The sequence below is a fragment of the Marinobacter fuscus genome (genome assembly GCF_003007675.1).
GTDB lineage: Bacteria > Pseudomonadota > Gammaproteobacteria > Pseudomonadales > Oleiphilaceae > Marinobacter > Marinobacter fuscus.
This window is the reverse complement of record NZ_PXNP01000110.1, coordinates 1-11,653: the sequence shown is the minus strand read 5'-3', so window position 1 is coordinate 11,653 and position 11,653 is coordinate 1. Positions and strand designations below refer to the sequence as shown.

The window sequence follows — 11,653 nt, the reverse complement described above, 5'->3', positions numbered from 1 at the left end:
TGGCATTTTATTGGTGATGCTCGCGAGCAAAAAACCAAAGATTTGCCCCAACCCGGGGTTTGACCCTTGTGGTCTGGGGTCTGACCCTTGCGGTCTTAACCCAACACCAGCTAAAGGGGTCTGACACTAGCTGTCAGACCCCACATCGCCAACCTTTAGCCCAGGGGTCTGACCCTCGTGGTCAGACCCCATATCTCCAACCTCCCCACACCGTCAACTCACCGCCAAGCCGTATTCACTGAACCGATAGCGACCGGATCCCAAAACCCAGTCTTCTTGGGTCACCTCCCATACCCAGCTCCGCCGGGCTCACGGCATCAGGCAATAGAAAAACGACCGATAGCGTTTGTAGATTGCTTTGTGCCTCCCGTGTAGCCCTGGGAATCGGGATATCAATGTCGGAGCTGTGTGTCGGGTCAAAAACGATCGTGCCTGTGTCTATACCGTTCAGTTGTACATGAACCCGTTGTTGCGGGTGTTGCGCATTCACAAAGCCATGGCCGCTTATTCTCAGGCTTCGCGCAGTGCCCGGGCGGATGGGTAACGTAATGGTCGCTTTTCTGCCACTGCTCCAGGTACCCCAGTCTTCTGCGTGCGACCATCCCCCCGTGAGGTACAGCTGGCCGTTGCCGTGTTTGGAAAAGTCGATCGGTACCCCCGGTACGATGGGGCTGTTATATACGGGCACTTCCGGCTTGCAGGCAAGGCAGTCTCGGTAGATTGCTAGAACTCGTTGCTCAAACGCCGGGTACAGCACGCGGTTGCCATGGGCGCTCAGATGGTCGCCATCAAAGAAAAGGGGTTTTCCGCCGGTATCGTAGGCCGGGCAACGATGGGCATTACACAACTGGGGCGCGGGATCCCACAGGTGAACATGGGCGTTTTCGCTTGCCAGCCGCTGTAAGGAGTGAACCACCGGAGCGCGAAGTTCGTTCAGAAAACTCCGTTCAATGCCCGGTATGTCTGCGCAGATGGGGTTGTGGCGATTAAACCAGTCGGCACAGCGGTATACGGGGGCTTTCATAACGGGCTTGGGTAAATCAATTAACACGATCAGCCCCAGTTGTTCCAAACGGCGGATCAGTGTGCTGGTTTCAGCGTAGGCGGCGCTGATGTGATTAAGCGCCTTCTGGCTCTGGCTATAGGCCAGCACTTCTTCAGGCGGATTCCGCTCCCACTGGTCAGCCAGCCGGTGAGTACGCAGCGAGGCCAGAAACACCATGTCGCCGGGCTTTGCCTGTGCTTCTAGCAGGCTAAGGTAGTCGTCAATGGTGCTCTCGCAGCCTTCCAGATCGCCAATGGGGTAGAGCAGATTTCCCAGCGCGCAATGGCCGGTTTGCAGTAGGTGAGTCTGAATGCCGTGGCGTTGTTGCAGCATGTTTAACATGGTGGCGTAGGCACCGGTGTGGGAGTTGCCAATTACAAAGAGCTGTCGCCCATCCAGGGTGTAGCGTTGGTTTTCGGCGTCTGCTTCCCGGTAGGCGTATGGGTACCAGGTTTCGGTGTCTCGGGTAACGCTCAGGGTAAGGTCGGATCTGCGTTCAAAGAGGTTTTCGGCCGTGGTCCAAAAAAGGCCTACGCAAAGCAGGCCGGCAACCACTGCCCGGTACGCTGGCTGGGCAAAGTAGCGCGCCTGGCGGGCGGGTGTTTCAATCAGATAGTAGGAAACTGAAGCCAGCACAAAGGTGGTGCTAACGGCGATGGCCATCTGTGCAGGGCTTTCGAGCCCGACTGTCCATCTCATTAGTGTGTATACCGGCCAATGCCAAAGGTACAGTGAATAGGACATCTTGCCGATATAGACAACAGGCTTTGCGGTAAGGCTAACCACAAACCATCCCCGGGTATTCAGGTTTTCCGAGACACCCCACAGCGCGAGTACGGTTCCGGCAACGGGCAGTATAGCCCAGGGATAAGGAAAGGCTTCAACATCAGACCAGGCATAGCCCGCTGCAATTAGCAGCAGGCCTGCAAGTAGCATCCGTGGCGCTGCTGCTCCGTTAAGAACGGGTAGTTTTCGTCGCATTTGTAGTTGGAACAGCAAGACACCGGCTGCCAGCTCCCAAAACCGGGCGGGCAGCAGGTAATAGGCCCAATCCGGTTGGTGTTTGCCAAGATAGTACGCGGTGTAGAGAGACGCCCCCGCCAGTACCGGTATCAATGCATTTACGGTGGTACGGAACGGGGCGCGCTTTCCGCTCACGCGGAACCACAGGAAGATGAGTAGTGGAAACAAAAAGTAGAATTGTTCTTCCACACCCAGTGACCAGGTGTGAACAAATGGGTTGAACTCTGCCCTGGGAGAGAAGTAGTCATCCTGAAACCACACCAGCGCAAAATTGCTGAGCCCGAAGAAAGCATACAGGCCGACCTGGCTGGTGGTGGAACTGAGCCAGGAGTCGGGGATAAAGAGTATGGTTAAAACGGTGGTGGCCAGAAGACACACCAGTAAAGCTGGCACGATGCGGCGGATTCGGCGGGAATAGAAACCCAGCAGAAAGCGCCCGAAGGGTTCTTCACCGCGCCCGGCAAGCGAGCGCGCCACCACGTAGCCGGAGATAACAAAAAACACATCAACACCCGCAAACCCGCCTGGCAGCCAAGCTGCATTCAGGTGATACACCATAACGGCCAGAACGGCGATTGCTCTTATGCCATCAATCGCTGGCACATACGGATAGCTTTTGTTCATATCAATCTGCTCATCTTGTTATCTGCCAGACTGGCCACACACTATGGCGCAATCCGCTTAACCCGGTAACCCTAACCCGGGGTCTGACACCATCTAAAGGGGGCTGACCCTAGCGGTCAGACCCCACATCTCCATCCCCAGACCCCACATCCCCACCCCCGGAAGGCACCCAAACCTCCCCGCCAACCCGCGCGCTCAACAGCTTCGCCAGCGCCGCCTTGGCTTCTGGATCGCCGTGCACAATCCGGACTTCCTTTGGCGCCTCTGGTATCTGGTCCACAAACGCCAGCAAATCCCGCTGCCCCGCGTGGGCGGAATAGCCGCCTACCTGGTGTACCTGGGCGTTGATGGTATACCGGGTGCCTTCCAGCTCTACCCACCCGTTGTGCGGGCCATGCGCCAGTATGCTACGCCCCGGGGTGCCGGCGGCCTGGTAGCCAACAAACAGGATATCGTTACGGGCATCGCCCAGCAGGGCTTTCAGGTAATTCACCACGCGCCCGCCGGTACACATGCCCGAGCCCGCCAGTACCACGCAGGGGCGGTGGGAGCGTGCCAGGTAGTCTACAGCGTGCAGGTGGTCGTCGTGGGAGTTGATCACCGTCAGCTGCTCGAATGACAACGGGTGGCGGCCCTGTTGCAGCAGTTCGCGGGCTTCGTCGTCCCAGTAGGGTTTCAGTTGCCGGTACAGGTCGGTGAAGGTGGCGGCGAGGGGTGAGTCCACCACAATTTCCAGTTTGTCCCAGGTGAGGGGGCGCTGGCCTGTTGTGGTTGTGCTGGTGTTGACGATGGCCTGCTGGCGGAACTCGTTGATGAGGCTGTCGATTTCATACAGCAAATCCTGGGTTCGGCCAATGCTGAAGGCAGGAATCAACACGGTGCCGCCGTCTTGAAGGGCGTGTTCAAGCACCTGTTTCAGGCGGTACCGGCGGTCTTCGCGGCTTTCGTGGTCTTTGTCGCCGTAGGTGGCCTCGATTACCAACCGGTCTGCCCGCTCCGGTGGTTTCGGCGAAGGCAGCAAGGGCGCGTGGGGTGCGCCCAGATCGCCGCTGAAGACAATGCGTTCGCTTAGGGTTTTGCAAGTAGCCTGGCATTCCACGTAGGCCGAACCCAGTATATGGCCTGCGGGCTGCAGGCGGATTGCCAGGGCTGCCTCTTGGGTTTGGTGTTGGAGGTGTGGTGTCTGACAGCGGGTGTCAGCCCCCACATCTCCAGGGCCAAACACCGAATGCCACCGCCCATAAGGCAACGCCACAATCCGGCCACGAATCACCTCCAGCACCCCTTCAATCATCCGGCGGTTGCGGGTAAAGCCGATTTTCAGCGCATCTTCCAGCATGGCAGGCAGCAGCAGGGCAGAGGGCTCGGAGCATAGAATCGGGCCACTGAAGCCCGCAGCGAGCAGGTAAGGAATGCGGCCGATGTGGTCCAGATGTACGTGGGTAACAACCAAGGCGCGAATGTGTTCTATGGGGAAGTCCAGGCCCGGGTTGTCGGCATTGCTGCTGTCTTTGGCTTCACTGCCCTGAAACAGCCCGCAATCCACCAGAATACCCGCCCGGTCGCCGCCGGGAGCTTCAAGGGTAAGTTCATGGCAAGAGCCGGTTACCCCGGCAACCGCGCCGTGGTGTTTGATGGTAATCATGGCAAGTTCCTTTTGGTTGGTTTGGAGCGTCCTGCTCTGGGGTTAAGTTGTGCATAATATCAGATGGTTGGGGGAGGTGTTGGTCGCGGCTGCGGGGAGAGGAATATGTTTCCTTTCGCGACGTTTAATAGCTGCCCTACTTTAAGTAATCTTGCTGCGCAGATTGGCGCGATCATTCATTCCTGTGGAGGATCATTGCCAGACACGGACGATACTGCAAAAACAGTGTAAGGATACCGCTATGCCCTCTTTAGTTTATTATCCAAGAACTGCCATCTCATCGAGAGAAATCGCTAGAAGCGCCTGCCCCGTGGGCATGGAACTCAGCCAGTTCGAGCAAGAGTTTCTGGCTTCCAATGCGCAAATCTTTGGCAATCAATCTATTTTCCCGCCCAGTAAGCCTGTCGCTATACCGTCTTCTGCTCGCGGTGGTTCCGTCTGTATTGCACCACTAATGGCCTGTAAGGCCGAAGAGCAACAGACTTTGGCCCATTTGAGCCACTACGCTGGTGGTGCGGCAACAATGGGGCTTGCAAGGCTGCTTTGGGACACAAAAATTCCTGATATTGTTGCAGATCTGAATACGTTTGGCGGAAATGGCATGGGGGCCGCCGTTGCCCAATCCAGTAGGGTGTTGAGCGCCATTAATGAGTACGACTTGGCGAATAAGCACTACGAGGATTTAAAGAATCACCGGGCTTCTCCAGCCGTGATTAACGCTGCAAAAGTGAAAGCAGAAGCGGCGTTTAAAAAAATGAACAGGATTTTTAATGAGAAGTCACTAAGCTATCTGAATGACAATACCTTCGGTATGCGCCAGGCAACCAATGCGGCCGGCCGAACCGTTTGGGAGTCTATCCCGGTAAACGATATTGCGGATGTGCAAAAGCTCTCCAGGTTGGCGAAGGTAGGTCGAGCCGCGGGGCCGGGTTTTGTTGTACTGGATGGATACCTCCGAGTAAACAGTGTTCACCACAGCTGGAAGAGCAATGCCCCAGACTGGCAGAGGAAAGCCGTTGTTGAGAGCGTTTCCTTTGGAGCAGGCATTGCGGCAGGGGCGGTAATTGGCACCGTGATAGCGTTGACGCCCGTAGGCCTGTTTGTTGGGATTGTTGCCGGAGGAGCGGCGGCAGTTGGGGCGGATTATTTGGTCAAGGATTTTACGGGGTGGCTGTATGACCAATGGTGAGCATGACTAATAATTCACTAGCTACGTTGTTTGCTTTTATCGGGCTTAGTGGCGTGATCAGCATGTTGCTTGGCCTTTTGGTTCTCAGGCTTTCACTAACTCGGCGCTTGAAGAAAAAGCTGCAGGAAAACGGAGATTACTGGGATAGTGGAGCCATTGATTTCGGCTTTATCAATACCGTGATATTTGCCTGGGCCTGCACAATACGCAGGGTACAGCAGCTTGAGAGGTTTCAGCTGATTTATCCGGGCCTGGACGTTAGGTCTTTTGCGAACAAGTTCGAGAGGGCTGCTGCCTATGGTGCAATCTATGGAACAATGGTGCTTTTTCTGAGCGCTCCGTTCTTCTATCTTTTTAAACCATAGCGTTCAGGAAGCTGGCACAATTTTGAAACCCCCAATGACAACATTCCCATCGTCTCGGAGCCATACGGAAAATTAGAGGCAAAATAAGAATGAAAGCCCGATTTACCATTTCACTCCCCGGCTTGCAGCCTCTCCGGTTCGGCTGGCTCCCGATAGTTCTTGGAAGTTTACTGTGTTCATTCGTATCGGCGGATGAGCCGGAAGTGCCCTATGACGAGCGACTGGTTCCGGTGGCCATTACATTTCTGGACCTACTCCTATGTTCCGGTTTTGCGGACGAATTTGAAGGAAATGACGTGCTGGCTAAGCGCTATAGGGTGGCGGCATCGACTTTATATGAGTCAGCTATTGATCGGGGATGGAACGAGGACTTGTTTGCGTCGGCGATGGTAGTTGCCCACGAGGGGAAGTCCTTGAACCATCGGAAACAGGAAGGAAATGGATGTCCAGCAATCACCACGATACCGGTTATAAAGAGTTATTCAGTCACCCGGAGTTTGTCCAGCAGCTAATAGAGGGCTTTGCACCGAATGACATCGCAGGCCTTATGAACTTTGCAACGCTCAAACAGCACAGCGGCAACTACATTACGCCGTTGTTTGAGGAAAAGTTCGAAGATGTGGTGTGGTCTGTCGAGGTTACGTGGAACGGGATCACGCAGGACGTGTTTCTGTACATTCTCCTGGAGTTTCAGTCAGCAGTAGATCGCGCCATTCCGATCCGCCTGATGCACTATGTAGCGTGTTTCTACAGCGAATTGTTAAAGCAGCGCGTGATCACACCAGGGCAGGGGTTACCGCCAGTGTTTCCGGTGGTGCTGTATAATGGTTCCCAGAAGTGGGCAGCGAAGGCCGATATCTATGACATGATCGCGCCGGAACCTCCGGAGTTTTTGCGGGTCTATCAGCCGCATCTCCGCTATTACCTGGTGGATGAAAGCCGGTATACTGCCGAAGAATTAAACAGTAAAGCTACGGCACTCAGCGGCGTGTTCGGTGTTGAGAATGCGGGCGAAAGCTGGGAAAGCCTGCAGGCAGCGGTGGATCGGGTTGTAGCGATTATTCAGGCTGACCCTGACAAAGAGAGAATTGATCGGGTAATCACCCGCTGGATTAAACGCCATCTTCAACGGCTTGGAGCGGATGTAAGTCTGGATCGGCTGAGTAGCTTAGTGGAGGACAGAGATATGCTGGCAGAGAACCTCGAAAACCTGGTGAAGAAAGAGCGCTTGGAAGGCTTGCAGGAAGGGCGCCAGGAAGGCCGCCGAGAGGCTGAACTGCGGGCGTTGGCAGAGAAGCGCGAGACAGTCCGTAATTTGTTGTCATTTGGTGTGCTGAGCGATGAGCAGATTGCGGAAGCGACGGGCATGGCCCTGGATGAGGTCGCCAGGCTTCGCCTGGAAGATAAGCACTAATCGAGCGTGCCCGTAGAGGCTGGCCTTTGATACCCAATGAGGGGTCTGACACCCACTGTCAGACTCCACGCGGCCCGCGAGGCCATCGGCTACTATGTCGGAAACAAACTGCAGAAGCCAAAAGAGAGCTGGCAGCTCGAGGGCTCCTTGTTTACGGCGATCTATAGCATGCTTGTAGTTCTTTTGGTTAGCGGTTTTGGTGGCGCTTTCTTCTACTACGCGATGTTAAGGGGGATTCAGATGGGGACTCTTTCAAAGGGCCCGATGCTCTGGTCCCGATGTGTTGCTGCGTGCGCTTTGATGTTCGCCGCATGCGCCAGCGTCATCGTCCAGTACTTTTTTGATGACGTTTCATACCTCCTGATATTGGCGCTCTGGCCGGTATTCATTCTCGCGCTTGAACCCGCCTACCATCTTGCCGGTCGCGGCGTTGGTAAGGAAAAATTAGAGGCGAAACAAGAATGAATGCCAGATTTAGCATTTCACTCCCCTGGAACTGGCATCGGTAGGGTAGGCGAGTTCTGACCATGCGTCGTATTCGAATACTCATCCTTATCAGTGGCGTGATTGCCTTGGTACTGTGGCGCGTCCTCTCCCAAGCCAGCGAATTCAGGTTGGTTGACACAGGCAAAGAGCGGCTTTGTCTGCCAGTGGATCAGAAGGGCATGTTCAGTACCCCGCCACTTTTTATGCGTCTGATTAAAGATGGCGATACTCCCGGGGGGAACGCTTCGTTCCTTGTTACATTCGAGCCGGAACAGGTTGGTTCCAGGATACCTGAGTACGCCACCAATGACTCCGGAGAGCTTGCCTTTCTTCATGCAAGAATCACCAATGTCGGGGGAGAAGGTGCCATGGACGCTGCTCTGCGAGGTGGCCCTTTCGCCGAAGGTCTTCAATTGAGGGGCGACTACATTTACGCAGAAAAATTCCCTCAGCGTGACGCCTGGCGAGTAAGCCAGCTACCCTTTCCAGATGTCCTCACATGGACCGTTTATACGGTTAAGCCTTCAGTGGATCGGGATATCCCCGCCAATATCGAGGACTATTTTCTGGGCCAGTGTATCGTACAGACCCGCGAGCAGCGCCAGTGTTATCAGGTAACTCAGGTGGATGGTTACCACGTACGTTTCGAACTCAATGAAGTCAATCTGTTCCTGAAAGACAAGCTGAGAGCCTTTCTGTCAGATCAGTTTCTGGCCTGGAGAGAAAACTGCCGGGGCAGCTGAGCTCAGCTCACAAGTCTGAGAGTTAGATCGCGGAGATATGGGGTCTGACAGCAAGTGTCAGACCCCACCCACTAACCTCCGTCCCCGGGGTCTGACACTCGCTGTCAGACCCCACATCGCCCAATCAGCCACCCCCTAAAATGCCTGAAAAGCGGTTAAGTGGTACACTGAATCACTGGAAACAGGAAGGAACAGGAAGGAAATGGATGTCCAGCAACCACCACGATACCGGTTATAAAGAGTTATTCAGTCACCCGGAGTTTGTCCAGCAGTTGATCGAGGGCTTTGCGCCGAATGAGATCGCAAGCCTTATGAATTTTGCCACGCTCAAACAGCACAGCGGCAACTACATCACGCCGTTGTTTGAGGAGAAGTTCGAAGATGTGGTGTGGTCGGTAGAGGTTACCTGGAACGGGATCACGCAGGATGTGTTTCTTTACATTTTGCTGGAATTTCAATCGAAAGTAGATAACACCATGCCGCTGCGCCTGATGCACTATGTAGCGTGTTTCTACAGCGAATTGCTAAAACAGCGCGTGATCACACCAGGGCAGGGGTTACCGCCAGTGTTTCCTGTGGTGCTGTATAATGGTTCCCAGAAGTGGACAGCGAAGGCGGATATGTACGACATGATCGCGCCGGAACCTCCGGAGTTTTTAAGGGTCTATCAGCCGCACCTCCGTTATTACCTGGTGGATGAAAGCCGGTATACTGCCGAAGAGTTGAACAGTAAAGCCACGGCACTCAGCGGCGTGTTCGGTGTTGAGAATGCGGGCGACAGCTGGGAAAGCCTGCAGGCAGCGGTGGATCGGGTTGTAGCGATTATTCAGGCTGACCCTGACAAAGAGAGAATTGATCGGGTAATCACCCGCTGGATTAAACGCCATCTTCAACGGCTTGGAGCGGATGTCAGTCTGGATCGGCTGAGCAGCTTAGTGGAGGACAGAGATATGCTGGCAGAGAACCTCGAAAATCTGGTGAAGAAAGAGCGCTTGGAAGGCTTGCAGGAAGGGCGTCGTGAGGCAAAGCGGGATATGGCGAGAAATCTTATCAGTCGCACAGAAATGGACGATCAGTTGATTGCGGAGATCGCCGGGCTAACGGTGAGCGAGGTGAGTGTACTTCGTTCTCAAGTAAGGCACTGAGTCCGATCCCGGGATCGAGTTGATATACCGAATGCCGGGGCTGACTCTCAATGCCCAGTGTGGAGTCTGCCCCCCACCCCATAAGGCTACACCACGTTAAACCTCGAGATATGGGGTCTGACACTCGCTGTCAGACCCCATATCACCAACCACGCCCCCCGGGTCTGGCACCCGCTGTCAGCCCCCACATCTCCAAGCAACCGAACCAAGTACCTTGTGCCCCGGAGGCCGTTCTCTTAGAATCTCTTGGCGTTAACCCGCCTTATTCACGAGGGCGCTGATTGAGCGGTCTGAAGGTACTGGCTGTTGGCATTGCTTATCAGGATTCGCATCTTCAGCGCGAGTGGCTGTTGAGTAATGCCAGAACGCAGCCCTTTTCCTACTTACTTATAGCTCTTTGGAATCAATTGCGACCGTCCAAGCAGCCGTGATCGCCGACCGCCGCTCCGGTCGCTCGCTTTCTGATGCTGTGGTGGTCTCGCAGGAGCGTCAGCTCAGTGCGGTCAGCTTCGGCAGCCCCTTCAGCAGCGTCGGCCACCACTTGTCGGCGGCGGCCCCCAGATGAACGGTGATTCGCCGAGCGTGCAGCCTCAGCGTGGCGGCGACCTTCAGCACCTGCTCGCGCATCCGGCTGAGGCTCCAGCCTTGCCGGGTCTGCCGCTCCAGCAGGCAGCGCAGGCCATGCAGGACCTGGTAGGCGTAGAGACTCAGTAGCAGACTCACTTCGTTGCGGGCCATCACCTCTTGAACGGTGGAAGCGCCGCGGTCGGTCGAGGAGAGATGCACGTCGAGTGCTGATTTCACCTCGCCCATGTGCGCCTCGGCGCTGCCGCGCTTGCGATAGAGTGCTAGGACCTTCTCTGGCGGCCAGTCGAACTTGCTGAGGTTGGTGACCAGGAAGAAGGCATGCAGCAGCAGGTCATCGGGGCGTTCCTGCACCACCAGCACTACGCGCCGCGGTGCCGACCAGGAGCCGGCTTGGTACTCCAGATCGTGGCACCACTCGCGAGGCTGCTCGGGTGGCCGGCCGGGTGGCCGCTTCAGGAGCGGTGCTGCCAGCTTCTGTAGACCGGTGTGACTGCGCAACCGGCCCAGGTATTCGATCTCCCGATCCTCCAGGGCCTCCAGCGTCGCGTTATCGGTAAAACCGGCGTCGATGCGCACACGAACCTGTGCCCCGGTGCTCTCGTTGAGTCGTCGTACCAGATGCGGGATCCAGGTGTCGGCGTTCTCTGCCGGGCCGGCGTTGCCCTCGCGCAGCAGGCCGCCCACCATGTCGCCGGTCTCCGCCAACGATGCGACCAGCGGCGAGTAGATGCGGGCCCCGTAAAGGCCATGATAGGCCGACCCGCCCTGATGGCCATGCACCTCGATCGGCAGGCCATCGATGTCCAGCGTCAGCTGTTTGGGACGTTCACCGTTCTGCAGCGAGGTCAGGCGCCAGACCACCAGCCGCAACAGGCCTTCGTGCACGGCATCGATATTGTCGTTACGACCGAGGCAGCTCAGCAGCCGCGACAGCGTGGCTTGAGACGGCCGGTCCTGGACCAGGGGTGTCATGCCGCGTGCATCGCTGCAGGCCAACTGCCAAAGCGGGTCACGGCGCAGCGTGTCGGTATCGCTGAGATCGATCCAGCCCATCGCACGCTGCAGCACCAAGGTACGCAACTGGCTGGCCAGCGAATGACGGATGCGCAGCGGGTGGCGTCGATCGACCAGATTGTCTTCCAGCGCCTCGATCACGCCGCTGTTGTCGAGGGCTTCACGCAGCAGCAGGGCGCCGCTGTCGCTGGTGGTGCGCTGGCCGCTCAGCTCAACACGGACAGAGCCGTTGCATGAGGGCGTCCAGGTGGATAGGCTTTCACCCATGGCGAGTGGTCCTCTTGAATCGTGTTCTGGCAGGAACATCCTGATTCTACAAGAGAAAACCTCTCGCCATCTTCGTTTTCAGGTCGGCCTCATGAATAAGCCGGG

9 protein-coding genes are annotated in these 11,653 nt (G+C 56.1%); 6 read left to right on the top strand and 3 right to left on the bottom strand.

The features are described from left to right. Positions 1-235: 235 nt before the first annotated feature. Both C7H09_RS18525 and C7H09_RS18520 read right to left on the bottom strand, forming a co-directional pair. Positions 236-2,692, bottom strand: coding sequence for an acyltransferase family protein (locus C7H09_RS18525; protein ID WP_106765546.1), 2,457 nt, complete (start codon positions 2,690-2,692; stop codon positions 236-238). Positions 2,693-2,801: 109 nt separating this feature from the next. Continuing rightward, positions 2,802-4,337, bottom strand: coding sequence for an MBL fold metallo-hydrolase RNA specificity domain-containing protein (locus C7H09_RS18520; RefSeq protein WP_106765545.1), 1,536 nt, complete (start codon positions 4,335-4,337; stop codon positions 2,802-2,804). A 241-nt stretch (positions 4,338-4,578) separates the two neighbouring features. Between C7H09_RS18520 and C7H09_RS18515 the strand changes: the two genes are divergently transcribed. From C7H09_RS18515 to C7H09_RS18490, 6 genes are all read left to right on the top strand, one after another. Then, the gene (locus C7H09_RS18515; RefSeq protein WP_106765544.1) at positions 4,579-5,526 is read left to right on the top strand and encodes a hypothetical protein; all 948 of its coding nucleotides are present in this window, start codon (positions 4,579-4,581) and stop codon (positions 5,524-5,526) included. Between the two features lie 2 nt (positions 5,527-5,528). Beyond that, entirely contained in the window at positions 5,529-5,891 is a 363-nt protein-coding gene (locus C7H09_RS18510) for a hypothetical protein (protein WP_133166252.1), read from the top strand. A 442-nt stretch (positions 5,892-6,333) separates the two neighbouring features. Further along, positions 6,334-7,305: an Rpn family recombination-promoting nuclease/putative transposase gene (locus C7H09_RS18505; RefSeq protein ID WP_106765542.1), complete on the top strand. Its 972-nt coding sequence runs from the start codon at positions 6,334-6,336 to the stop codon at positions 7,303-7,305. A gap of 36 nt (positions 7,306-7,341) precedes the next feature. Further along, positions 7,342-7,770 (top strand): hypothetical protein, encoded by a 429-nt coding sequence (locus C7H09_RS18500; RefSeq protein ID WP_106765541.1) that lies wholly within the window; start codon positions 7,342-7,344, stop codon positions 7,768-7,770. Between the two features lie 62 nt (positions 7,771-7,832). Then, complete coding sequence (locus tag C7H09_RS18495; protein WP_106765540.1) at positions 7,833-8,534, top strand: hypothetical protein; 702 nt, start codon at positions 7,833-7,835, stop codon at positions 8,532-8,534. A 206-nt stretch (positions 8,535-8,740) separates the two neighbouring features. Next, positions 8,741-9,679 (top strand): Rpn family recombination-promoting nuclease/putative transposase, encoded by a 939-nt coding sequence (locus tag C7H09_RS18490; RefSeq protein ID WP_106765539.1) that lies wholly within the window; start codon positions 8,741-8,743, stop codon positions 9,677-9,679. Between the two features lie 489 nt (positions 9,680-10,168). On the opposite strand, the gene C7H09_RS18485 is transcribed toward C7H09_RS18490, so the two are convergent. Further along, a complete protein-coding gene (locus C7H09_RS18485; protein ID WP_076611315.1) occupies positions 10,169-11,587 on the bottom strand; it encodes an IS1380-like element ISPsp9 family transposase in 1,419 nt (472 codons plus the stop codon). Positions 11,588-11,653: the final 66 nt, after the last annotated feature.

What these genes read in the sequence shown, in the direction of transcription:
- C7H09_RS18525 (WP_106765546.1), bottom strand. Translation starts at nt 2,692, where the DNA reads ATGAACAAAAGCTATCCGTATGTGCCAGCGATTGATGGCATAAGAGCA.
- C7H09_RS18520 (WP_106765545.1), bottom strand. Translation starts at nt 4,337, where the DNA reads ATGATTACCATCAAACACCACGGCGCGGTTGCCGGGGTAACCGGCTCT.
- C7H09_RS18515 (WP_106765544.1), top strand. Translation starts at nt 4,579, where the DNA reads ATGCCCTCTTTAGTTTATTATCCAAGAACTGCCATCTCATCGAGAGAA.
- C7H09_RS18510 (WP_133166252.1), top strand. Translation starts at nt 5,529, where the DNA reads ATGACTAATAATTCACTAGCTACGTTGTTTGCTTTTATCGGGCTTAGT.
- C7H09_RS18505 (WP_106765542.1), top strand. Translation starts at nt 6,334, where the DNA reads ATGTCCAGCAATCACCACGATACCGGTTATAAAGAGTTATTCAGTCAC.
- C7H09_RS18500 (WP_106765541.1), top strand. Translation starts at nt 7,342, where the DNA reads ATGAGGGGTCTGACACCCACTGTCAGACTCCACGCGGCCCGCGAGGCC.
- C7H09_RS18495 (WP_106765540.1), top strand. Translation starts at nt 7,833, where the DNA reads ATGCGTCGTATTCGAATACTCATCCTTATCAGTGGCGTGATTGCCTTG.
- C7H09_RS18490 (WP_106765539.1), top strand. Translation starts at nt 8,741, where the DNA reads ATGTCCAGCAACCACCACGATACCGGTTATAAAGAGTTATTCAGTCAC.
- C7H09_RS18485 (WP_076611315.1), bottom strand. Translation starts at nt 11,587, where the DNA reads ATGTTCCTGCCAGAACACGATTCAAGAGGACCACTCGCCATGGGTGAA.